Genomic DNA, 22,467 nt, shown 5'->3' with positions numbered 1-22,467 from the left:
AGCCCCGGTTGGACGAGGTGTCAGGGCGTCGCCGCGTCAGGGCGTGAGGGCGTGACGGCGTGACGGCGTGAGGGCATGACGGCGTGAGGGCGTCAGGGCGTCAGGGCGTGAGCACGACCTTCCCGAAGATCCCGCCCGCCGCCATGCGTTCGAAGCCCTCGCGCGCCCGGCCCAGGGGCAGCACCTCGTCGATCACCGGCCGAAGGCCCTTCACGGCGCAGAACGACAGCAGGTCCGCCAGCTCGCCGAGCGATCCCATGGTCGAGCCGACGACCCTCAGCTCCAGGAAGAAGATCCGGGTCAGCTCCGCGTGCGCGGGGCGGTCGCCGCTGGTGGCGCCCGAGATGACCAGGGTGCCGCCGCGCCGCAGGCACTTGATGGAGTGCGACCAGGTGGCGGCGCCGACCGTCTCGATGACGGCGTCCACCCGGTACGGCAGCCGGGCGCCCGGCTCGTACGCCTCCAGCGCGCCCAGTTCGATGGCGCGCGCCCGCTTGGCCGCGTCACGGCTGGTGGCGTACACGCGCAGTCCGGCCGCGCTGCCGAGGACGATCGCCGCGGTGGCGACGCCGCCGCCCGCGCCCTGGACGAGGACCGAGTCGCCGGGCCGTACGCCCGCGTTGGTGAAGAGCATCCGGTACGCGGTCAGCCAGGCGGTGGGCAGACAGGCGGCCTCCTCGAAGCTCAGCCCGGCGGGCTTGCGCAGCAGGTTCGCCCGCGGCACGGCGACCCGTTCGGCGAAGGTCCCCTGGTAGTGCTCGGTGAGGATGGAGCGGGGCTCGGTGCCGTGGTCGCCGCCGCCGATGACGGAGTGCACGACGACCTCGTTGCCGTCCTCGTCGAGCCCGGCGGCGTCGCAGCCGAGGATCATCGGCAGCTTCTCCTCGGCGAGGCCGACCCCGCGCAGCGACCACAGATCGTGGTGGTTGAGGGAGGCGGCCTTCACGGTGACGGTGGTCCAGCCGGGGCGGGTCCCGGGTTCCGGGCGTTCGCCCAGTTCGAGGCCCTTGAGGGGATCGGTGGCGTCGGTATGTGCGGCGTAGGCGGCGAACATGGACCCGACGATAGGGCGAGGGCGGCGCCTCGGGAACCGTGCGCGCGTGTGACACACCTCAACGGCCGTCAACGGCCACGGGCCGCGCCCCACCCCCCTGCGAGGGGGTACGACACGGCCCGCACCAGCCGGGAGAGCGCGGATCAGCGCCGCGCGACCCCCTCCGCGCGCGCCGCCTCCGCGACCGCCGCGGTGACCGCCGGGGCGACCCGTTCGTCGAACGGCGACGGGATGACGTAGTCGGCCGCCAGCTCGTCCCCGACGACATCGGCCAGCGCGTTCGCCGCCGCGATCTTCATGGACTCGGTGATCCGGGAGGCCCGCACCTGGAGCGCGCCCGCGAAGATGCCGGGGAAGGCGAGCACGTTGTTGATCTGGTTCGGGTAGTCGGACCGCCCGGTGGCCACCACCGCCGCGTACCGGTGCGCGATGTCGGGGTGCACCTCGGGGTGGGGGTTGGCCATGGCGAAGACGAAAGCGCCGGGCGCCATCGAGGCGATCGCCGGCTCCGGGACCGTACCGCCGGACACCCCGATGAAGACGTCAGCGCCGAAGAGCGCGGCCTCCAGCGAACCGGAGAGCCCGGCGCGGTTGGTGAGTTCCGCCAGTTCGCGCTTCACCTCCGTCAGATCGTCGCGGTCGGCGCTGACGATGCCCTTGCGGTCCGCCACGGCCACATCGCCGAGCCCGGCCGCCAGCAGGAACTTGGCGATGGCGACGCCCGCGGCGCCCGCCCCCGAGATGACCGCGCGCAGCTCGCCGAGGGTCCGGCCGGTCAGCTTCGCCGCGTTGCGCAGGGCGGCGAGGGTGACGACGGCCGTGCCGTGCTGGTCGTCGTGGAAGACGGGGATGTCGAGGCGCTCCTGGAGCCTGCGCTCGATCTCGAAGCAGCGGGGCGCCGCGATGTCCTCCAGATTGACGCCCCCGAAGGAGGGCGCGAGCCGGACGACGGTCTCGATGATCTCGTCCGTGTCCGTGGTGGCGAGCGCGAGCGGCACCGCGTCGACGCCGCCGAACTGCTTGAAGAGGATCGCCTTGCCCTCCATCACCGGCAGCGACGCCTCCGGGCCGATGTCACCGAGTCCGAGCACCGCCGTCCCGTCCGTCACGACGGCGACGACCTGCGACTTCCAGGTGTAGTCGTACACCAGCTCGGGCCGCTCCGCGATCGCGCTGCACACCTTGGCGACGCCGGGGGTGTAGGCGAGGGACAGGTCGTCCTTGTCCCGCACCGGGACCGTGGCGCTGATGGCCATCTTGCCGCCGCGGTGCAGCGCGAAGGCCGGATCGAAGGGCTCGTCCGCGCCGCTGCCGGCGTCGGCCGTGGCGGGCGTGGCACTGCCCTTCGCACGGGCCGTGGCACTGCTCGTCGCGCTGCTTGCCGCACTGTCCGTGGCGCTGTTCGTCGTGCTGTCCGTGGCACTGTCGCCGCGAGGATTGACGATCTCCGCTGCCATGTAGGTGACCCCTTAGGTCTTCATCAGTTGAGGGTGTCCACTCCTGGTTGAGGAGGGGTGGGTGGGCATCGCGCACGTCTCCCGCGTCGCGGTCGGCCTGCCCGGCAGGGTGTGTCGGCCGGCCCCGCGGGGGTACGTACGTACGCGCGGGCGCGCCGCACACGCGCCCGGAGCCCCGGATGAGGGGTGTGATCGTCCTTCATACCGGACGGACCGCATCGTTCACGAGTCCATTCCCTCCGGTGGTCCAGGGGCGGTCCGCGCGGTGAGATGACTCATGGCGGACCAAATTCGGGCGCATCCGTCAAGCACCACGATTCACACCCAAGGAGGGAAACGGACCGGAGATCCTCCGGCCGGAAGAAGGCATTCCCACAGATGGTCCGGATTGATGTACCGCCACACTGGGGTCGGGGGGTGTCCCGTTACCCGATTTTGACATGCCCGGTCGCCTGAATGGGCCAGTCCAAATGGCAGGATGCCGTAATCACACTCGGTCGCGACACTCGAAGAAGCGTGCTCGGCCATTTGGCAGCTCCCTCACCCGCCGGAGGACCCTGATCATGACCGCACGCACCACCCGCCGTACGACCGCCGCGAAGTCCCGAATCGCCGCGGCCGGCGCGATCGCGGTCGCCGGCACCCTGCTGCTGACCGCCTGCGGTGACCAGACCCAGGGCGGCAAGAAGCCCGCCGAGTCCTCGGACTCCACCCAGGCGCCCCTCTTCGACCAGCTGCCCAAGGCCATCCAGGACAAGGGTGTCATCAAGGTCGGCTCGGACATCTCGTACGCCCCTGTCGAGTTCAAGGACAAGTCCGGCAAGACGGTGGGTATCGACCCGGACCTCGCGGACGCGATCGGCAAGCAGCTCGGCGTCACGTTCGAGTTCGAGAACGGCACCTTCGACTCCCTGCTCACCGGGCTGCGCTCCAAGCGGTACGACATGGCCATGTCGGCCATGACGGACACCAAGGACCGTCAGAACGGCGTGGACAGCGACACCGGCAAGAAGGTCGGCGAGGGCGTCGACTTCGTCGACTACTTCACGGCCGGCGTCTCGCTGTACACGAAGAAGGGCGCGGACACCGGCATCACCACCTGGTCGGACGTCTGCGGCAAGAAGATCGTCGTGCAGCGCGCCACCGTCTCGGAGGACCTCGCCAAGTCCGAGAGCAAGAAGTGTACGAACGACGGGAAGGGCAAGATCTCCATCGAGTCGTTCGACAACGACCAGCAGGCACAGACCCGGCTGCGCAGCGGTGGCGCCCCGGTCGGCTCCAGTGACGCCCCGGTGGCCGCCTACGCGGCCAAGACCTCGGGCGGCGGCAAGGACTTCGAGGTCGTCGGCGAGCAGGTCGAGGCCGCTCCGTACGGCATCGCCGTGGCGAAGGGCAGCCCGCTGGCGAAGGTGCTCAAGGACGCCCTGGACACGATCATCGAGAACGGCGAGTACGCCAAGGTCCTCGACAAGTGGGGCGCCGGCGAGGGCGCGGTGAAGGAAGCCAGGATCAACGGTGGCTCCTGACCTGCCCGGCGAGGAAAGGCGGCTCCCGTGAGCGTTGAGACCGACAAGCCGAGCGACCCCCGGGGCACGCCCTCCCCCGTCTCGGAACCCATCGCGGCCATCCCCGTACGGCACTACGGGCGTTACGTCACCGCGGTGGTCGCCATCGGGCTGCTCTGCGCGATCGTGTACGCGTTCGCCCAGGGCAACATCAACTGGGGCGCCATCCCCGACTACTTCTTCGACGACCGCATCCTGGAGGGTGTGGGCCAGACCATGCTGCTCACGGTGGTCTCGATGCTGATCGGCGTCGTCGGCGGCATCGTGCTGGCGGTGATGCGGCTGTCGAAGAACCCGGTGACCTCCTCGATCGCCTGGTCGTACATCTGGTTCTTCCGCGGTACCCCGGTCCTCGTCCAGCTGATGGTCTGGTTCAACCTGGGGCTGGTCTTCGAGTACATCAACCTCGGGCCGATCTACAAGGACTACTGGTCCAGCTTCATGACGCCCTTCCTGACGGCCCTGCTGGGTCTCGGGCTGAACGAGGCCGCGTACATGGCCGAGATCTGCCGGGCGGGTCTCCTCTCGGTCGACGAGGGCCAGACGGAGGCGTCGCACGCGCTGGGCATGAGCCACGGCAAGACGCTGCGCCGTATCGTGATCCCGCAGGCGATGCGGGTGGTCGTGCCGCCGACCGGCAACGAAGTCATCAACATGCTCAAGACGACGTCGCTGGTCTCGGCCGTCCAGTACTACGAGCTGCTGCGGTACGCCCAGGACATCGGGCAGTCCTCCGGCGCCCCGGTGGAGATGCTCTTCCTCGCGGCCGCCTGGTACCTGGTCATGACCTCGGTGCTCTCGGTCGGCCAGTACTACCTGGAGCGGCATTACGCGCGCGGTTCCAGCCGGAGTCTCCCGCAGACCCCGCTCCAGCGTGTCCGCGCGAATCTGCTGTCCCTCGGCCGGCCCAAGGGAGGCATGGCATGACCGCGATGGTGAAGGCCGAGGGCGTCCACAAGTCCTTCGGCGCCGCCCACATCCTCAAGGGCATCGACCTGGAGGTTGCGCCGCGTGAGGTGTTCTGCCTGATCGGCCCGTCCGGCTCCGGCAAGTCGACCTTCCTGCGCTGCATCAACCACCTGGAGAAGATCAACTCCGGCCGGCTCTCGGTCGACGGCGAGCTGGTCGGCTACCGGCAGCGGGGCGACAAGCTGTACGAGCTGAAGGACAGCGAGGTCGCCAGGAAGCGCCGGGACATCGGCATGGTCTTCCAGCGCTTCAACCTCTTTCCGCACATGACGGCGATCGAGAACGTCATGGAGGCGCCGGTCCAGGTGCGCGGCGAGGCCAAGGCCGTGGCCAGGGCCCGCGCCGAACGGCTGCTGGACCGGGTGGGGCTGGCCGACAAGGCCGGCAACTACCCCTCGCAGCTCTCCGGCGGCCAGCAGCAGCGCGTGGCCATCGCCCGCGCGCTGGCGATGGAGCCGAAGCTGATGCTCTTCGACGAGCCGACCTCGGCGCTCGACCCGGAGCTGGTGGGCGATGTGCTGGACGTGATGCGCGGTCTGGCCGAGGAAGGCATGACCATGATCGTCGTCACCCACGAGATGGGCTTCGCACGCGAGGTCGGCGACGCGCTGGTCTTCATGGACGACGGCGTGGTGGTCGAGTCGGGCCATCCCCGGGACGTGCTGACCGACCCGCAGCACGACCGTACGAAGTCGTTCCTGTCCAAGGTGCTGTGACCGCGGGTCCCGCCAGGGGCCTCGCGACGGGGCGGCGCCCCGCCACGGGGCCCACGGAAGACTCGGTGGGCGGCGGTACGGTCCCGGCCGTACCGCCGCCCCTCCGCACCTTCCCCCGCCCCTGGCAGCGCCTACTTCAGGGCGAGGACGAGCGAGTCGGAGGGCGAGGACCAGACGCTCCGCGCCTCCGCGAAACCGGCCGCGCGCAGCGCCCGTACATGCCAGTCCAGGGACGGCGTGTCGCCCTCGGCGTGCTCGCCGTAGATCCTGAACCGCTCGGCGGCCGGTCCGGCGAGCACCGGGTCCTTGCCCACCAGCTCCCACCATCCGGCCCAGTCGACGGCGCCCGCCGCCTTGGCGCGGTCCATGGCCGCGTGCCGGTGGGCCCGTTCGGCGGCGTTGATCCGGGGCGTGGAGTCGTCGCGCATATGGTCGGCGTTCATGAAGACGCCTCCGTCCGCGACGACCCCGCCGAGCTGCCCGTACAGCGCGGCGAGCGGTTCCTCGTGGAGCCAGTGCAGGGCGGTGGCGGTCAGAACGGCGTCGTACGAGCGGTGCGGCAGCAGCTCCGTCCACGCCGGGTCCTTGAGGTCGGCGGTCACGAGGGTGACGCGGTCGTCGCCGTCGAAGCAGCCGTGGGCGATGGCCAGCAGCGCGGGGTCGAGGTCCACACCGGTGCTGGTGGCGCGGGGGAAGCGGCGCAGCAGCCGGTCGGTGATGCTGCCCGTACCGCAGGCCAGGTCCAGCACCCGGGGCGCGGGGCCGACGAGGGCCTCCACCATGTCCAGCATGATCCGGAAGCGGTCCTCGCGGTCCGGCAGGTACCACTCCTGCTGGCGGTCCCAGCTGTCCTGCCAGGCGCGCCAGTCGGGAGAGGCCCCGGCGCCGGCCTCCGCCGCTGCCCCCGCACCGGCCTCCACGTCGATTCCCGTCCTCGGCTCCGCCATGGAATCCCGCCTCCGTAATACCCTATAAGCAATACCGGTCATTACCGCTCACGACGAACCCGACCCTAGACCGCTTCCGTAAGGACTACAAGTGGAACTGGCCTCTTACTCGGACTATGCCGTACGTCTGGTCAACACCGAGGAACCGGCCCGCGGCACGGACACCCTGACCTCGGTCGACACCGTCCGCTCCCTCTTCGGCCCCAGCTCCCAGGCGGCCCGCCGCGCCACCGAAGCGGACGTCACGCGCTTCCGCTCGGTACGGTCCCGGCTGCGCGCGGTCTTCACCGCCGCCGACTCGGGCGAGGCCACTCTGGCGGTGGACATGCTGAACTCCCTGCTGCTGGAGTTCCCCGTCAGCCCGCAGATCTCGGGCCACGACTTCCTGGACGACGAGGGCCACCCGCGCTGGCACCTGCACCTCGCTGACCACCCGTCCAACGCGACGGCCGGCTACGCGGCGACGGCGGCGATGGGGCTCGCGTTCCACCTCACGGAGTACGGGGTGGACCGGCTCGGCCTGTGCCAGGCGGCGCCGTGCCGCAACGCGTACCTCGACACCTCAACCAACCGCTCGCGCCGCTACTGCTCGGACCGCTGCGCGACCCGTGCCAACGTCGCCGCCTACCGGGCCCGCAAACGCCTGGAGACCGAGCGCTCCGCCGTCACCGGCCGCAGCGAGGACACCAGCCAGGAGACCACCGCCCCGGGCCGCCGCTGATCCCCCAGCGGCCGGTAGCGCGCCCTGACCCGCCCCAGCAGAAGTTCCTCGGGGACCGCCCCGAACACCCGGCTGTCCCCCTCGGCGCCCGGATTGTCCCCGAGCACCCACCATCCGCCGTCGCGTCGCTCGATCAGCCGCTTCACGATGAGCAGATCCTGCTGCAACGGGTGCCGCAGCACCGCCACGTCGCCCGGCCGCACGGCGGCGCGGTAGTGCACGAGGAGCTGATCACCGTGTCTGAGCGTGGGATACATGGAGGGACCCCGCACCTCGGCGATCCCCAGCCGCGCTCCCGGCTCCCGCCCGTCCTCCGTCATCCGCCACCTCCCGCTCCCACGGTACGGGGCGCCGTAGGTCCCGTACCGGCCCCGTACTTTTGTCCTAAGCCCCAGGGGGCACACGCGAAAAGACTCTTCTCACGGAGTAATGTCCCACCTGAGAAGACGATCACGAGGAAGGACAGCTCCATGCTTTCCCGCCTGTTTGCCCCCAAGGTCAAGGTCAGCGCCCACTGCGACCTCCCCTGCGGCGTGTACGACCCGGCCCAGGCCCGCATCGAGGCCGAGTCGGTGAAGGCCGTCCAGGAGAAGATGCAGGGCAACGACGACGCCCACTTCCAGGCGCGCGCCACCGTCATCAAGGAGCAGCGCGCCGAGCTGGCCAAGCACCACGTCTCGGTGCTCTGGAGCGACTACTTCAAGCCGCCGCACTTCGAGAAGTACCCGGAGCTGCACCAGCTGGTCAACGACACCCTGAAGGCGCTGTCGACCGCCAAGGGCTCCACGGACCCGGCGACGGGCCAGAAGGCGCTCGACTACATCGCCCAGATCGACAAGATCTTCTGGGAGACCAAGAAGGCTTGAGCCCTACCGGGCGGTCCGGCCGGCGCTCCGCCGGCCGTATCGCCCACCGATCCGCACCCGGCCCGCAGGCCGCCGAGAACGGCGTCCATCACGGACCGGGTGCGGTCTTCTTCTCCCGGCCACAGGTGCGCGTAGATCCGCAGCGCGATGACGGCGGACGCGTGGCCGAGGACCATCTGCACCTGCTTGACGCTCGCCCCGCCCGCGATGAGCGCGGAGGCGTAGAAGTGCCGCAGGTCGTGGGTCACCATGTGTGGCAGCTCGACGGGCTTGCGGCCCTCACGCTCGGCCGCCTCCTTCTCCTCTGCTTGGAGCGCCCTACGGGCGCAGTTCCACTCGGTCTTCCAGCGGCGGTAGTTGAGCGGCTCCCCCTCCTCCATCGTGAACAGCCACTCCGCGGAGGGACGCGCGGCGAGGTGTCCGAGGAGCGCGTCGGTGACGACCTCCCCGACCGGAACGGTCCGACGTGACTTCGCGGTCTTCGGCGGGCCGGCCACCGATGCTCCGCACCGGAGCACGCGCGATTCGCGACCTGTCAAGGTCAGTGCCCCGACGACCGCGTCGGGCAGCGCAGGCGATCCTGCTCCAGGCGGACCAGAAATCCAAGATTGCGGCGGGACGGCAGGCGAAGGCAGCGCGCTGCTGGACGACCTCCGCACGGCGATCGGTCGGTACGTCGTACTGCCGAGCGACGAGGTCCTGACCGCCGTCACCCGCTGGGTCGCGGCCTCCCACATCCAGCCTGGCCTCCAGCACGCACCACGGCTGCCGGTCGTCGGACCGACCAAGGGGTGCGGCAAGTCCCGTCTCCTGGACGTTCTCTACGAGACCGTCCACCTGGCCCTCGCCGCCGCCCACTGGCACGAGCAGCGCGATCACCACCAGCAGGCAGCCGCCGCCCAGCAGGCCCACGCCCGCCTCCTAAGCACCTACGAGGCACAGGCTGCACCCATCCTGTCCGAACTAATCCGTCGTACCCCGCCCACCGAAACCGTCGCGCGCTACGAAGGCGTCCTGCGGGCGGCTCTCCCCGCCCAAAGTCGACCGGATCCTGGCCGACCCCGCGTGGCCTGCTCTGACCACCGCCTTGCGCCGCGCAGAGGCTGGCAGCCACTCGCCAGCTTTTGTTATCACCGCAGCCGCTGAAGGACGTGAACTCGACACCGCCGAACACCCTGCGCAGGTACTGATCTGGCGGCTCGATAACGCGTCCAGCCGACGACTCGCAGCCGCAAGGGCAAGCAGCACAATGGCTATAGGGCCGAGCACCTCAACGGTCATGCCTGCTGACTTCAAAACTCCTCCCTCTCGTCGGCGTGGGCGATGATGCGCCAACCTGGCGGACGGATTCTCGTCAAAGTGACATGCTGGATACTTCACTGACACAAGGGAGTTGGGCTCATGCAGTGGACCGTCCATGGCGAGCGGCAGATCTACAACAACCCATGGGTGAACCTCTGGCTTGTGGACGTCCAGCAGCCTGACGGCCGGCGGTGGGAACACCATGTGGTCCGGATGCGGCACCTGGCCGTAGCGGCCGTGGTCGACGACCAGAAGCGCGTGCTGATGATGTGGCGGCACCGGTTCATCACCGACACCTGGGGCTGGGAGCTTCCGATGGGCCTCATCGAGGCCGACGAGACCCCGGAACAGGCTGCTGCCCGCGAGGCCGAGGAGGAGACCGGCTGGCGAGTGAAGGGCGTCAAGCCGCTCGTGTACGCGCAACCAGCGAACGGCATCACGGATTCCGAACACTTCGTCTTTCGTGCCGAGCCCGCCTCGTATGCGGGCCCACCGACCGAATTGAACGAGTCAGACCGAATCGAGTGGGTTCCGATCTCGGAGATCAGGAGCATGATCGACCGTCGCGAGATCGTCAGCAGTGGCAGCCTGGTCGGTCTGCTGTATCTGCTGCTGGACGAGGCGACCGGCGGCTCGTAAGGGTCAGCCGAGGGCCTCACGCATGCGTAGCTCGAAGGCGAGGACGGGGGCTTCGCGTGCGTAGGGCAGCATTCGGCGGTGAAGTTCTTGGACGTGGCCGCTCACTCGTGGCGAGTCAATGGCTGCGGCGAGGTCGAGGGCGAGGCCGGCGCTGGTGCATGCCTCGTCGAGTTTGCCCAGCTGGAGCTGGGCGCTGGCCAGCCAGTATGCGTGGAAGGCCCGGCCTCGCTGTTGGTCGGTATTTTCTCGACGTAAGCCCTCAGTGATGAGGGGTTCGGCGCGGGCTGGTTCGCCGAGGCGCGCGTAGGCGATGCCGGTGTCGACGAGGAGTTTCGTCTCGTCGAAGTACTGGACCCAGTCAGGCGCCTCGGCTTCGTGTCCGCGTGAGCGTTCGTACTGGTCACGGGAGCGATCCACGGCCTGGTGGCAAGCCTGGGCGTCTCGAAGGGCGGCATGGGCGAACGCTTCACGCAAGTGCAGCATCGACATGACGAGCGGCTGTTCGCCGGCGGCGCGGGCCGCGTCCTGGGCACGGCATGCAAGGGCCACGGCATCGTTCGGGTTGCCGTCGTAGGTGGCCAGAAGGCTCATGCAGGACAGCCTGCGGATGGATCGACCGTGGCACAGTCTCCCGCACCTTGATCTCGTGCTCCTGCGAAAGAGGGCTCGGCGGCCACAATCGCCGGGCCCTCTTTCGTGCCGCAGGATCCCGCAGAGATCAACTGGGAGATTTCTGGGAGATCGGCTTCTGACAGTCCTTCCCGGACTTCTCCCACCGCCGCTGGAGCGCCCGCGCGAATCGTCCTACCTCGCACGGACGGAAAGACCGTTGGACGGTCACGGCTCTCCATCACCTTCCACAGGAGATCGCCCGGGGCGGGCGGGGCAATGAGCGTGCGGCGCGATCCGTACTGCGGCGGCTTCAGCGTTCACCCGCCCTTCTTCCGGCAGTCGCCCTGCCACTCCACCCGCACATGCTGGTCCCACGGATCGCGGTCAGGACCCACCCAGCAGAACTCCCGACCCGGGGCGGCGATTTCGCCGATCCTCATCCCCCACCGGGGCTTGATGCGAGCCTGCCACCGGCTCCGATGGGTGTCCTCGCCGGAGTCGTCCACCCCGATGGTCTCGACCCACGTGGTCCACCACGCACCTACCGTGGCCCGACCTCAGCGCGGGTCGATGTAGACCTTCCGCTCGATGTCCGTCGCCTGCGCCTGCTCCTTACCGGCGGAGCGCTCCGTGGTGAACCGCTGCCCGTGTCGTCCCTGCCGGCGGAACCGTACGAGCCGTCGGCAGCTTGTACTTGAGCGTCAGTGGAACCTCCTCTTCGCCGTGACCCTCGGCCTAGGCTTTGCCACATGATTCGTGCAGTGGTCTTCGATGTCGGCGAGACGCTGGTCCGGGACGACCGGTACTGGATGTCCTGGGCGGACTGGCTCGACGTTCCCCGGCACACGGTCGCCGCTCTCGTCGGCGCCGTCGTCGCCCAGGGCCGGGACAACGCGGACGCCCTCCGTCTCATCCGCCCCGACATCGACATCGCGGCCGAGTACGCGGCCCGCGAGGCGGCGGGTCGCGGCGAGCAGCTCGATGAGTCGGACCTGTACCCGGACGTTCGGCCCGCACTCGCCGACCTGCGGGAGCGCGGGGTTCGCGTCGTGATCGCGGGCAACCAGAGCATCAAGGCCGGCGAACTGCTGCGTGGCCTGGATTTGCCCGCCGACTTCATCGCGACTTCCGGAGAGTGGGGCGTCGCGAAGCCCGCGCGCGAGTTCTTCGACCGCGTGCTGGGCGCCGCCGGTACACCGTCGTACGAGACGCTGTACGTCGGCGACCACCCGGCGAACGACGTCGGCCCGGCGCGCGCGGCCGGACTGCTCACCGCGCACCTGCGTCGCGGCCCTTGGGGGTACTTCTGGGCCGACGGCCCGGAGGCCGCGGCGGCCGACTGGCGGATCAACGGCCTGCGCCAACTGCTGGACATCGTGGGCTGACTCGCAGGGGTTCGCCGGCGGCGCTCTCGGCACCGGGCGTCGCTCGCGCGGGTACGGTGCGAGCAGCCGTCCCGAGAAGCACGTATGGTCCCCGCCGACCGTCCGCACACCGACTGCCGCATCGCCACCTGCCGCCGGGTACGCCGTATGAAGCAGGCCGACCTCGCGCGGGTCTCGGGCGTCTCGCTCGCGATGATCCGGGGCATCGAACGCGGTGTCCGCACCCCGAGCGACCGCACTCTCGACGCGCTCGCCGACGCGCTCGGCACCGATCCCTCCCGCCTGGTGACAGGCGGCCCGGTCCGTATGTCCGAGCGCGCACAGGCCGCGCTGCCCGCGCTGTCGGTCTCCATCGCCGGGTACGACGTCGGCGCCGAGGGGCGGCCGGGCCGACCCCTCGATGTGCTGGACACCGAGATGGCCATCGCCGAGGGCAGGCGCCTGGCGGCCCAGTACAGCCGCCTGGCCGCCGGGGCGCCGGAGCTGATCGGGGCCTGCTGCACGCCGTACACACGGCGGACGGGGAAGGGCGCGTGCGGGCGGTCCGCCTGCTGGTGCGGGCTGCTCGCTCGGCCGGCGCGGTGGCGTACAAGGCCGCGCAGCACGACCTGTCCGCGTGGATGATCGACGTGATGCTGTGGGCGAGCGCCCAATCCGAAGACCCGCTCCTCGCGGCGACTGCGGCGTACGTCCGGACGGAGGTGTTCCTCGCCGCGCGATCGTACGCGCTCGGGCTGCGCGCGCTGGAGGCCGCCATCGACGCGTGCCCCAGCCCTGTCGACACGGCAGGTGCCGCCCCGCTCGGCGCGCTCCACATGCGCGCGGCCGTCGTCGCGGGACGGGCCAAGGACGTTGACGCGGCGGACATGCACATCGCGGAGGCCGGCACGCTCGCTGAACAGGTCCGCGAAGAGGTCTGTTCAGGCACCGCGTTCGGGCCGGATTCGGTTCGTATCCACGAGGTGAGCCTCGCCGTGAGCCTGGATGGTGACCACAACGCCCGCGCGCTCGCCATCGCCCGCGAGTGGGCGCCGCCGACCTCGATGCCGCGCGAGCGCCGGTCCGGCTTCTACGTCGAACTGGCCCGCGCCCAACTGCGTACCGGCCGGCGACAGACGGCCTTCGAGTCGCCGGCCGCCGCCCGGTCGATCGCGCCTGCGGACCGATCGTCCTGATCCCCGAGAAGCCGAAGCCGCAGCCCGAATCGAAGCACGAGCAGGCTGCTGCGCCCCGAAGGAAGGCGCGTCATGGAGTGGATCGATCCGGAGTACGCGGACCTGGTGGAGGCCATGAAGCGGGCCGAAGCCGACGACGCTGAGGAGCCCATGCGCTGGTTCCTCATTCCAGTGGAGGACTGACACACCCCCGCGTCAGCGGGACCGGACGCCCCGGCCGTGCGGTGGCCGGGGCGCCCATCACTACCGCCCCGGCCGGAACTCCTCCCTCACCAGGTCGGACAGCGGGACGCCGAGCGCGTACGAGAGGCGCGGGAGATGTGTGACGTTCGGGACCCGGGCCCCGGTTTCGTACCGGGTGGATCGACCGACGCTCCCTGTCGAGAGCGTGGGCGAGGGGTTCCTGTCACGCGGTCGGCACTGCCCCGGGCCGCCCGGCCGGCGCTCCGCCGGCCGTATCGCCCACCGATCCGCACCCGGCCCGCAGGCCGCCGAAGCATGGCGACCGTGGCGGTCCGGGTGCGGTCCTTTCGTCCGGGGGCGCGGCGGTCCTGGACGATCGGGTGCCCCGGGGTCAGTCCGTGTCCGCCCGTCCGTCGCGCGGTCCGAAGGCGTCCAGGGCGTCGGCGTCGCTCGCGCGGGCGTGGAGGAAGTAGTCGGCCCACTCCTCGATGTCCGGATAGCCGGACGCCTCTGTGAGCGCGGCGATCGCCGCGTCGGTGTCGAAGGCGGTGACCCGCAGTTCGACCCCCGGGCCGAGCATGGCCCAGTGGGCGCCAGGGCGGCCGTACGGCATGCCGACGCTGCCGGGGTTGACGACCTGACGGCCGTGGGCGAGGCGTACGAAGGGCATGTGCGTGTGGCCGCACACGACCGTACGGATGTCGTCGCCGAGCCCCTCGAAGACCTCGGCCCAGCGTGCGAGCCGGGAGTCCACCAGGACGACCTCCTCGTCGTCGCGCGGGGTCGCGTGGCAAAAAAGCACCTGTCCCAGCCCCGCGATCCGCAGATACCGGGTGCCCGGCAGCCCGGCCAGCAGCGCCACCTGTTCGTCGCGGAGCTGGCCGGCCGCCCAGGTCGCGATGGCGTCCGGGACGGTGGGGATGTGGCCGGCGCGCAGTTCGACGAGTTCGCGGTCGGCGTTCCCGCTGATCAGTACGGCCCGCTCGCCCAGCGACGCCAGCCGGTCGAGCACCTCGACCGGCTGCGGGCCCGCCGCGATGTCGCCGGTGACCGGGATCCGGTCCGCGGCGGCGACGTCGGGTTCCGCGAGCACCGCCTCCAGGGCGGGAAGGACCCCGTGGATGTCGGAGAGAACGGCGACCCGGCCCGGTGATGTCGGCATACACCCCATACTCCTTCGTTCCTTCCCGTCGCGCCTCAGTCCGTCGCGCCTCAGTCCGTCGCGCTTCGTCCCCGTCCCGCCCCAGGCCGTCCCGTGACACACCTTCCACTCCCCCTCACCGGCGCTCCGGGACGTCAGCCCTCCGCCGGGACCTCCGCCACCGCCGTGATCTCGACCAGCTGGCCGGTGTAGCCCAGACAGGCCACCCCGAGCAGCGTGGACGTGTGCGGGCCCAGGCTCAGGCCGCCCGCGCGGACCACTTCCCAGACCCGGCTGAGGTCGGCCGGGTCGCTCGTCGCCACGTACACCGTGGTCGCCACGACATTGCCCGGCCCGCACCCGACGGCCCGTAGCGCGTCCGCCAGATTGGCGAGCACCTGCTCGGTCTGGGCGACGAAGTCGTCGGCGCCCACGAGCTTGCCGTCCCCGTCCAGCGGAACGGACCCGGCCAGGAAGGCCAGGCGCCGGCCCGGCTCGACGACCGCCGCGTGGGCGTAGTCCGGCGGGGGGAACAGACCGGGGACGGTCATACGGTGCGCCATCTCATCGCTCCTCAAGGCTGCTTATCCGGTCATACGGTCGTGAGCCGCCGCTCGCTCAGTCGCCCCGGCCGGGACAGGGGGCCGGACGGCCGCGACCGGCGCCATCGGGAACATGAGGGTGGTCGCCTCGGTCACCCCGGAGCGCCGCGCGATCGCCCAGCAGAGCCCGTATCTGCCGAAGGCGGGGAGCACGGTGGGCACGGCGAGCGCCCACCGGAACGCCGGGCGCGCGGGCGGCGGCAGGGGCTACGGCGGTGGCGGTGGCCCCTGTCGGCCGGACCTCGCTCAGGCCGCCGGGGCGTGCAGCAGCGGGCTTTTGTGGAGGGCCAGCCAGCGGCGGTAGCCCTCCGCCCGCAGCGCCGCCTCCCGGTAGGCCGCCTCCAGATCGGCGAACACCCCCGCGTGCGCGCCCTCTCCAGCAGCCCCAGCGGCCCCCGCAACCCCGACGCCCACCGCGCCCTCCTCGCCCCCGGCGCCCCGCGCCGGCTCCGCTTCCTCCGCCGCCCGCGCCTCGACGGCCGCGTAGCCGTAGCCGTACCCCCCGCCGTCCGGCCGTGTGAACAGCAGCAGCCGTACCGCGAGCGGATCGTCCCGCAGCGGCCTGATCACCATGTCGTCGCGCGGCGCCGAGGTCGGCTGACAAGGGGCCACCGCCTCGCCGACCGCGATCAGCGAGGCGGCGGTGACGTAATCGCCGTGCAGTACGGGCGGATTGAGCCCCGCCTCGCCCAACACCCGGCGCAGGCCGTCCCATTCGCCGTCCACGGTCGGGTCGACCATCCAGCGGTCCCCGGCCAGGTCCGCGAGGTCCACCACCGGCATGGCGGCGGCGGGATGGTCCCTGGCCAGGGAGACGAACTGCGGTTCGCGCTCCACCAGCACCCGGCCGACCAGCCCCTCGGGCACGGCCAGCGGGCAGCCCTCGACCTCGTGCACGAAGGCCACATCGAGGTGGTCGCTCGCGACCATCCGCAGCAGCGCGCCCGCCGAGACGTCCATCCGGAGCGTGATGTCCGTGCCCGGCAGCCGGTGCCTGAGCCGGCGCAGCCAGCCCACCAGGGCGCGGCTCGCGGTCGAGCCGATCCGCAGCCGGGGGCCGGCGCCGCGGTCGGCCGCCGCGCGCGCCTCGGTGACCAGGGCGGCCATGCCGGAGACGAGTGGGCGCGCCCGGCTCAGCACCGTACGTCCCAGCGGGGTGGGGCGGCAGCCGGTGCGTTCACGGGAGAACAGCTCGGCTCCCAGGGAGTTCTCGATCCGCCGCAGCTGGGTCGTCAGGGACGGCTGGCTCATCCCCAGCTGCCGGGCCGCCTTGTGCAGACTGCCGGCGTCGGCAATGGCACACAGGGCCCGCAGATGCCTTACCTCCAGCTCCATGCCCCGAAGAGTAGAGCGGCCTTCTCAGCCACACCAGATGGCCAAAGCGCTCCAATGTGCGCCGCATTCGAAGAAATACGGCCAGGGTGATGCGCTGGTGTTATCGGTCATTGACATCATCCGCACAGGGGCGGACTCATCGAGACTCTGCGGTACCGAACGCGCCTCATCGGACGCGTTCTCACCGGATGAGCAGGAGCCCCCCACATGACACACCAGAAGTCGGTGATTTCCGCGATCGCCGGAATTGGTCTGGCATTCGTCACGGCGGTCGGCGTCGCGCCCGCCGCCCACGCCACCGACACGGCCGCCGCCCCCACCGGCGACCTCGCCCACTCCGCCTCGTACGCGGGCTACGAAGGCTCGAAGGCGGAGGCCGCGGGCAACAAGGCGTTCTTCGAAGCGGTCCTGAAGTCGGTCGCCGAGAAGCGCGCGGCGAACCCCGGCATCCAGGCCGTCACCGTCGTCTACAACGCCTCGGCGGCGCCCACCTTCGCCAGCCAGATAGCCGCCAGCGCCTCGATCTGGAACAGCGCCGTCACCAATGTGAAGCTCCAGTCCGGCAGCAATGCCGACTTCACCTACCGCGAGGGCAACGACTCGCGCGGCTCGTACGCGAGCACCAACGGCCACGGCCAGGGATACGTCTTCCTGGACTACGCCCAGAACCAGCAGTACAACTCGACCCGGGTCACGGCCCATGAGACCGGGCACGTGCTCGGCCTGCCGGACCACTACTCGGGGCCGTGCAGTGAGCTGATGTCGGGCGGCGGACCGGGCACCTCCTGCACCAACTCCCAGCCCAACGCGGCCGAGCGCTCCCGGGTCAACGCCCTGTGGGCGAACGGCCTCGCGGCGGCCATGGCCAAGGTGTCCTGACCCACCGTCCGGCCCGCCCGGAACACACCCGCGTACGGAACACACCGACGTAGGGGAGACACGGGTACGCGGACGCCGCCGGGTAAGGACACACCCGCCACCCGCGGAACACACGCACGCACGGAACGCACGCGCGCACAGAGCACACGCACGTACAGAGCACATGCACGTACAGAGCACACGCGTACGGAGCACTCGCGTACGCGACCAGAAGGGGCGCCCCCGAAATTTCCTCGGGTGCGCCCCTTCCCTTGTCCCCCTTGGTAACGTCGATCGGTGGACTTCCGTACGGAGATCGGCGCCTCGCCCCGGCGCGATCTCGACCGCGGTATCGAGGGCGAGTTCGAGACCCATCTGACGGTACGCGCCGAGCGGCGGGACCGGGGGGCGTCGCTCGGCGACTGGGCCGCCGCCCACGGCCTGCGGCTCAGCCGTACCGTGCTGGACCGGGGCCGCACCCCGTCCCGCCCGACGCTCACCCTGCGCGGCTCCGGCAGCCTGGCCGAACAGCGCCGCGCCACCGAGCGGTGCGTCCAGCGCCTGGCGGAGGCCGGGTTCACCGTGGTCAGGACCAAGCTGGTGGCGGCGCCCTGGAACGACGGCGTACCGCAGGACGACACCGAGGCCGCGGCGCTTCCCGCGCACTGCCGCTTCGAGCACCGCGTCACACTGCGGCTGGCGATCCCCTACCACGCGGGCCGGCTGACCGCCCTCGTCGAGGAACACCGCGCCCATGTCTCCCGCGATGCCCGCCGTGTGCTGCCGGGCGGGGTGCAGGAGCGCGTGGTGACCCAGCACATCGCCGGTGCGGGCCGGCTGTCGGCGCGGGCCCGGCTGGGGACACTGCTCGACGCGTTGGCCGGGGCGGGGTTCCGACCAGCCGACGTACACGAGGAGTTCGTGCTGTACGACGACAACCCGGCGGCGGACGGCGGCTGGGTGGAGGAGTCGGTGGAATAGCGCGAGGTCGGCGCTCTCTCCTCCCCGGCCGGAGGAGGAGAGAGCGGGTGAGGGCGCGAGAAGGCACCGGGGGCCGGGTTTCAGGGCCGTCGGACGGCCGTCAGGAGGAGGCCCCCGCCAAGGGGCGTTCGGCCAGCTCGGTGTCCGCGGGCAGCTGACTCCGGATGTGGCCGAGCGCCTCCTCGAAGTCGCCCCCGGCGATCCCCGACGCGTAGGCCGCCCCCCGGCAGTGCAGGGTGAGACTCAGCTCCGCCCGTCCGACCGGACCCTCGTCGTCCTGCTCGCCCAGGGCGAGCAGGCAGCTGAGAGTGGCCTGTTCGACCGTGCCACCCGCGCTGACCGCGAGGGGGATGTCCCACTCCATGACGCAGGACGACAGCGCCTCGCCCGCCCCGACCGCTTCCAGTGCGGCGAAATCCGCCCCTTCGTACTCCACTCCCCTGATCTCCGTACGCACCTGCTGTCCACCCGCGGTGAGGGTGATCGGTTCCGCCCCCTGGCGGTCCCGGTACCAACCCGCCCATGAATCCGTCGACTCCGCTGTCATGGCAGCGGACTGTAGCGGTAGCGATGACGCCATCGGCGCACGGGGCACCGGTTCATGACGGGACGTCACCTTGCGCCGGGCCCCTACGCCCGTACCCGGCCCGCACCCGGCCCGCACGTGGGTCAACGCTCAGACAGCGCCCGGAGAGTGCTCGGGGAGTGCTCGGGGAATGCGCGGAGAGTGCTCGATCAGCGCCCGGCCCGGACCGCGGCCCTGGTGCGCCGGGGAGACCGCGACCATCAGCCGGTACTCGTGGGGCCGCTCCTCGGGGTGCGCCGCGCCGGTGAGGTCCACCCGGCCCTCGGCGAGCGCGGCATCCGCGAACACCCCGAGGAACAGGCCGTTCACCTTGCGGCGGTGCTCGTCGTCGGGGAGGACCCACGTGGACACCGGGGCGTCGTAGAAGGCTTCTTCGCACAGCCTCACCAGCGTCGCCCGGTCGTCCTCGCCCGCCCGTCTGATGCGCACACCCATCTGCCGGACGTCCCCGCGGTGGTCAACTCTGCGTGTCCATGCTTGAGTTGGGCCGCCGGTACGGGGTCCGACCGGGCAGGGACCGGCCACTCAGCGCGGGGACCGCTCAACGCGGGGACCGCTCGGCGCGGGGACGCTCCGGGCGGCTCCTCCGGGGACGTCCTCTCAGCGGGTGCGGCGCGTGACGAACTCCGCCAGGGCCAGCAGGTCGCCCGCCGCCGTGAGGTCGGGAATGGCGCGGGACAGCTGATGGACCGCGCGGGACATCCGGTCGGCGGCCTGGAGCTGCGCCCATTCCCGCCCGCCGGCCCGCTCGACGGCCGCCGCCGCGCGGGCCACCGCTCCGGGCTCGTCCAGCGGCCCCCGGTACAGCTCGGCCAGTTCCTCGGCCGCCGGGGTGCCGGAGGCCAGGGCGGCGACCACCGGCAGGGACTTCTTGTGCGCGGCCAGATCGGCGCCCGCCGGTTTGCCCGTGTGGTCGGGGTCCCCCCAGATGCCCATCAGGTCGTCGATGAGCTGGAAGGCGAGCCCGGCCTCACGGCCGAAGACGTTCACCGCCTCCACCCGCTCCGGCTCCGCGCCCGCGTACAGGGCGCCGAGGGCACACGAAGCACCCAGCAGCGCCCCCGTCTTGGCGGTCGCCATGGCGACGCACTCGTCCAGCGAGACCTCGCTCGGGTCCCGTCCCTCGAAGGCGCAGTCCGTCTGCTGGCCCGCGCACAGCTCGATGACACAGGTCGCGAGCGCCGCCGAGGCCGGGCCGGAGGCGGGGTGCGGGTCCTCGGCGAGCAGCCGCAGGGCGAGCGCCATCATGGCGTCTCCCGCGATGATGGCGTCGGAGGTGCCGAAGACCGTCCAGGCGGTGGCGCGATGGCGCCGGGTCGGGTCCTCGTCGATCACATCGTCGTGGAGCAGGGTGAAGTTGTGGGCCAGTTCGACGGCGACGGCGGCCGGTACGGCGGCCACGGGGTCTCCGCCGAGCGCGCGGGCCGCGGCGAGCACGAGCGCGGGCCTGATCGCCTTGCCCGCCCGTCCGGCGCCCGGTGACGGGGTGCCGTCGGCGTGGTCCCAGCCGAAGTGGTACCGCGCCACGCGCCGTATCTCTCCGGGCAGCGAGTCGACGGCGGAGCGTAGTTCAGGATCGACAGCGGTGCGGGTGCGCTCCAGGAGAGCCACGGCCTCGTGACTCTCGGGGGCATCCGTGCTGGTCAGGGTCACGGTCACTTCCTCGTACGGCGGGGGACGTGGGGACGGGCTCCGGGTGGGCCGGCGACGGGCCGGCCCACCCGGAGCGGTCACCTCAGCTCCAGCGGCCCACTTCGACGTTCTCCAGCACCCCGAGGGCGTCCGGCACCAGAATCGCCGCGGAGTAGTAGGCCGTGACCAGGTACGAGATGATCGCCTGCTCGTCGATGCCCATGAAGCGGACCGACAGGCTCGGCTCGATCTCGTCCGGGATACCGCTCTGCTGGAGCCCGATGACCCCCTGCTCGGCCTCGCCCGTACGCATACAGATGATCGAGGTCGTCCGCGCGTCCGAGATCGGGATCTTGTTGGAGGGGAAGATCGGCACCCCGCGCCAGGCGGGCACGTGGTGGCCGGCGATCTCCACGGTGTCGGGGTAGAGCCCGCGCTTGCTGCACTCGCGGCCGAACGCGGCGATGGCGCGCGGGTGCGCCAGGAAGAGCTTCGAGCCGCGGCGGCGCGAGAGCAGTTCGTCCATGTCGTCCGGGGTGGGCGCGCCGTCGTGCGGCTGAAGGCGCTGGCCGTAGTCGCAGTTGTTGAGCAGCCCGAACTCGCGGTGGTTGATCAGCTCGTGTTCCTGGCGCTCGCGCAGCGCCTCGACCGTGAGCCGCAACTGCTGCTCGGTCTGGTTCATCGGCTGGTTGTAGAGGTCGGCGACCCTGCTGTGGACCTTCAGCACGGTCTGCGCGACGCTCAGTTCGTACTCGCGGGGCGCTCCTTCGTAGTCCACGAACGTGTGGGGCACGACCGCTTCGCCGACATGTCCCGCGGACAGGTCGATGGCGGCCTCGCCGTACTTGTTGGTCCGCTGTGCCGGAATGGAGGCGAACGACTCCAGATGGCCGCGCAGCGAGTCCTCGCGCTCGGCGAGGTTCAGCACGTCGCGCCGGGTCAGCACCAGTACGGTGCACGCCGTGACCGCGCGTGCCGTGTAGTCCCAGGTGGCCTCCCCATCCACCAGGGCCTGCTCGCCGAAGTACGCGCCGTCGGCGAGCACCGCGAGCTCCGCCTCGTCCCCGTAGGGACCCGTGCCCAGCTTCTGCACCCGGCCGTGGGCCAGCAGAAAGACCTCGTCCGCCGTGTCCCCGGAGGTGGCCAGGACCTGGCCGGCCTCGAACTCGCGCTGCTCGCAGCGGCGCGCCAGCTCGGCGAGGACCTCCTCGTCGCCGTACTCGCGCAGCGCGGGCAGTTCGCCCAGCTCGGCGGGGATGACCGCGACCCGGTCGGCGGTCTGCACGAACGTCACGCGCCCGTCCCCGACGGCGTAGCTGAGCCGGCGGTTCACCCGGTACGTACCGCCCTGCACCTGGACCCACGGCAGCATCCGCAGCAGCCACCGCGAGGTGATCTCCTGCATCTGCGGCGCCGACTTGGTGGTGGTCGCCAGGTTCCGCGCGGCGTCCGTCCCCAGACTCTGCTGGGGCGGTGTGTGCGCCGTGCGGACCTCGTCAGCAACCGACATGAAAACTGCCCCCTCGTAGTTCTGATCATGATTCGACCTGCGTGCAGAATGGTTCCATCACCTGGCGTAGGCGCGCCATTACACAAACGAGTGGGACTGGAACCCCTGAAACTGGGAACAACACGCGGAAGTTCATCCCCACGGCCCAACGTGACGGCACAGCGCGAGCGCCCGGGTCACCAGACTCCGGAGCGGCGGCCCCGCACGGACCGGCTCATGACCGGAAGGAGG

General features: G+C 71.0%; 24 protein-coding genes and 1 pseudogene. 12 read left to right on the top strand and 13 right to left on the bottom strand.

The window, feature by feature from the left end:
• Positions 1-100: 100 nt before the first annotated feature.
• Together ACFY6S_RS24295 and ACFY6S_RS24290 are read right to left on the bottom strand one after the other, a co-directional pair.
• Positions 101-1,054, bottom strand: coding sequence for a zinc-binding dehydrogenase (locus ACFY6S_RS24295; RefSeq protein ID WP_388815110.1), 954 nt, complete (start codon positions 1,052-1,054; stop codon positions 101-103).
• Positions 1,055-1,197: 143 nt separating this feature from the next.
• Positions 1,198-2,511: an NADP-dependent malic enzyme gene (locus ACFY6S_RS24290; protein ID WP_388815112.1), complete on the bottom strand. Its 1,314-nt coding sequence runs from the start codon at positions 2,509-2,511 to the stop codon at positions 1,198-1,200.
• A gap of 563 nt (positions 2,512-3,074) precedes the next feature.
• On the opposite strand from ACFY6S_RS24290, the gene ACFY6S_RS24285 reads away from it, so the two are divergent.
• The 3 genes from ACFY6S_RS24285 to ACFY6S_RS24275 are packed head-to-tail and all read left to right on the top strand — an operon-like array spanning position 3,075 to position 5,761.
• Positions 3,075-4,037, top strand: a complete 963-nt coding sequence (locus ACFY6S_RS24285) for an ABC transporter substrate-binding protein (RefSeq protein WP_388815114.1) — start codon at positions 3,075-3,077, stop codon at positions 4,035-4,037.
• A 27-nt stretch (positions 4,038-4,064) separates the two neighbouring features.
• Positions 4,065-5,003, top strand: a complete 939-nt coding sequence (locus ACFY6S_RS24280) for an amino acid ABC transporter permease (protein WP_388815116.1) — start codon at positions 4,065-4,067, stop codon at positions 5,001-5,003.
• Positions 5,000-5,761 (top strand): amino acid ABC transporter ATP-binding protein, encoded by a 762-nt coding sequence (locus ACFY6S_RS24275; RefSeq protein WP_388815118.1) that lies wholly within the window; start codon positions 5,000-5,002, stop codon positions 5,759-5,761. The genes ACFY6S_RS24280 and ACFY6S_RS24275 overlap by 4 nt, the downstream gene beginning before the upstream one ends.
• Positions 5,762-5,892: 131 nt before the next feature.
• Here the strand turns inward: ACFY6S_RS24275 and ACFY6S_RS24270 are convergent, their stop codons facing one another.
• Positions 5,893-6,708, bottom strand: a complete 816-nt coding sequence (locus tag ACFY6S_RS24270; protein ID WP_388815120.1) for a class I SAM-dependent methyltransferase — start codon at positions 6,706-6,708, stop codon at positions 5,893-5,895.
• A 91-nt stretch (positions 6,709-6,799) separates the two neighbouring features.
• On the opposite strand from ACFY6S_RS24270, the gene ACFY6S_RS24265 reads away from it, so the two are divergent.
• Complete coding sequence (locus tag ACFY6S_RS24265) at positions 6,800-7,429, top strand: CGNR zinc finger domain-containing protein (RefSeq protein WP_388815122.1); 630 nt, start codon at positions 6,800-6,802, stop codon at positions 7,427-7,429.
• On the opposite strand, the gene sodX is transcribed toward ACFY6S_RS24265, so the two are convergent.
• Positions 7,333-7,749 (bottom strand): nickel-type superoxide dismutase maturation protease, encoded by a 417-nt coding sequence (sodX, locus tag ACFY6S_RS24260; RefSeq protein WP_388815124.1) that lies wholly within the window; start codon positions 7,747-7,749, stop codon positions 7,333-7,335. The genes ACFY6S_RS24265 and sodX overlap by 97 nt on opposite strands.
• Before the next feature lie 150 nt (positions 7,750-7,899).
• On the opposite strand from sodX, the gene sodN reads away from it, so the two are divergent.
• Positions 7,900-8,295, top strand: coding sequence for a superoxide dismutase, Ni (sodN, locus tag ACFY6S_RS24255; protein WP_329063580.1), 396 nt, complete (start codon positions 7,900-7,902; stop codon positions 8,293-8,295).
• On the opposite strand, the gene ACFY6S_RS24250 is transcribed toward sodN, so the two are convergent.
• Positions 8,247-8,792 (bottom strand): tyrosine-type recombinase/integrase, encoded by a 546-nt coding sequence (locus ACFY6S_RS24250; RefSeq protein ID WP_388815127.1) that lies wholly within the window; start codon positions 8,790-8,792, stop codon positions 8,247-8,249. The genes sodN and ACFY6S_RS24250 overlap by 49 nt on opposite strands.
• 103 nt (positions 8,793-8,895) lie before the next feature.
• On the opposite strand from ACFY6S_RS24250, the pseudogene ACFY6S_RS24245 reads away from it, so the two are divergent.
• A pseudogene (locus tag ACFY6S_RS24245) lies at positions 8,896-9,132 on the top strand (hypothetical protein); the annotation flags it as partial.
• A 564-nt stretch (positions 9,133-9,696) separates the two neighbouring features.
• The gene (locus tag ACFY6S_RS24240; RefSeq protein WP_387560135.1) at positions 9,697-10,236 is read left to right on the top strand and encodes an NUDIX hydrolase; all 540 of its coding nucleotides are present in this window, start codon (positions 9,697-9,699) and stop codon (positions 10,234-10,236) included.
• A gap of 3 nt (positions 10,237-10,239) precedes the next feature.
• Here ACFY6S_RS24240 and ACFY6S_RS24235 read toward each other — a convergent pair whose 3' ends face one another.
• Positions 10,240-10,827, bottom strand: coding sequence for a hypothetical protein (locus ACFY6S_RS24235; protein ID WP_388815129.1), 588 nt, complete (start codon positions 10,825-10,827; stop codon positions 10,240-10,242).
• Between the two features lie 770 nt (positions 10,828-11,597).
• On the opposite strand from ACFY6S_RS24235, the gene ACFY6S_RS24230 reads away from it, so the two are divergent.
• The 3 genes from ACFY6S_RS24230 (at position 11,598) to ACFY6S_RS24220 (ending at position 13,408) form a co-directional block, all read left to right on the top strand.
• Positions 11,598-12,233, top strand: coding sequence for an HAD family hydrolase (locus ACFY6S_RS24230; RefSeq protein WP_388815131.1), 636 nt, complete (start codon positions 11,598-11,600; stop codon positions 12,231-12,233).
• An 84-nt stretch (positions 12,234-12,317) separates the two neighbouring features.
• Positions 12,318-12,857: a helix-turn-helix domain-containing protein gene (locus tag ACFY6S_RS24225; protein ID WP_388815133.1), complete on the top strand. Its 540-nt coding sequence runs from the start codon at positions 12,318-12,320 to the stop codon at positions 12,855-12,857.
• On the top strand, positions 12,815-13,408 hold the full coding sequence (locus tag ACFY6S_RS24220; protein ID WP_388815135.1) for a hypothetical protein: 594 nt from the start codon (positions 12,815-12,817) through the stop codon (positions 13,406-13,408). The genes ACFY6S_RS24225 and ACFY6S_RS24220 overlap by 43 nt, the downstream gene beginning before the upstream one ends.
• Before the next feature lie 574 nt (positions 13,409-13,982).
• Here ACFY6S_RS24220 and ACFY6S_RS24215 read toward each other — a convergent pair.
• From ACFY6S_RS24215 to ACFY6S_RS24205, 3 genes are all read right to left on the bottom strand, one after another.
• Complete coding sequence (locus tag ACFY6S_RS24215) at positions 13,983-14,753, bottom strand: metallophosphoesterase family protein (RefSeq protein WP_388815137.1); 771 nt, start codon at positions 14,751-14,753, stop codon at positions 13,983-13,985.
• A gap of 134 nt (positions 14,754-14,887) precedes the next feature.
• A complete protein-coding gene (locus ACFY6S_RS24210) occupies positions 14,888-15,295 on the bottom strand; it encodes a RidA family protein (protein ID WP_388815139.1) in 408 nt (135 codons plus the stop codon).
• Between the two features lie 285 nt (positions 15,296-15,580).
• Entirely contained in the window at positions 15,581-16,669 is a 1,089-nt protein-coding gene (locus ACFY6S_RS24205) for a LysR family transcriptional regulator (RefSeq protein WP_388815141.1), read from the bottom strand.
• 207 nt (positions 16,670-16,876) lie between these two features.
• On the opposite strand from ACFY6S_RS24205, the gene snpA reads away from it, so the two are divergent.
• Together snpA and ACFY6S_RS24195 are read left to right on the top strand one after the other, a co-directional pair.
• Entirely contained in the window at positions 16,877-17,548 is a 672-nt protein-coding gene (gene snpA, locus ACFY6S_RS24200; RefSeq protein WP_388815143.1) for a snapalysin, read from the top strand.
• Between the two features lie 276 nt (positions 17,549-17,824).
• Entirely contained in the window at positions 17,825-18,508 is a 684-nt protein-coding gene (locus tag ACFY6S_RS24195; RefSeq protein WP_388815145.1) for a hypothetical protein, read from the top strand.
• Positions 18,509-18,608: 100 nt separating this feature from the next.
• On the opposite strand, the gene ACFY6S_RS24190 is transcribed toward ACFY6S_RS24195, so the two are convergent.
• The 4 genes from ACFY6S_RS24190 to ACFY6S_RS24175 all read right to left on the bottom strand — a co-directional run bounded on the left by ACFY6S_RS24190 (position 18,609) and on the right by ACFY6S_RS24175 (position 22,236).
• Positions 18,609-19,055, bottom strand: coding sequence for a DUF6304 family protein (locus tag ACFY6S_RS24190; protein WP_388815147.1), 447 nt, complete (start codon positions 19,053-19,055; stop codon positions 18,609-18,611).
• A 129-nt stretch (positions 19,056-19,184) separates the two neighbouring features.
• On the bottom strand, positions 19,185-19,529 hold the full coding sequence (locus ACFY6S_RS24185) for a hypothetical protein (protein WP_388815149.1): 345 nt from the start codon (positions 19,527-19,529) through the stop codon (positions 19,185-19,187).
• 165 nt (positions 19,530-19,694) lie between these two features.
• A complete protein-coding gene (locus ACFY6S_RS24180; RefSeq protein ID WP_388817861.1) occupies positions 19,695-20,741 on the bottom strand; it encodes a family 2 encapsulin nanocompartment cargo protein polyprenyl transferase in 1,047 nt (348 codons plus the stop codon).
• 88 nt (positions 20,742-20,829) lie between these two features.
• Positions 20,830-22,236, bottom strand: a complete 1,407-nt coding sequence (locus ACFY6S_RS24175) for a family 2B encapsulin nanocompartment shell protein (protein WP_388815151.1) — start codon at positions 22,234-22,236, stop codon at positions 20,830-20,832.
• Positions 22,237-22,467: the final 231 nt, after the last annotated feature.

Origin of the sequence: Streptomyces sp. NPDC012835 (assembly GCF_042900885.1) — a bacterium.
Lineage (GTDB): Bacteria > Actinomycetota > Actinomycetes > Streptomycetales > Streptomycetaceae > Streptomyces.
Note: the sequence above shows the minus strand (reverse complement) of the source record. Positions and strands in the feature narration are given on the sequence as shown.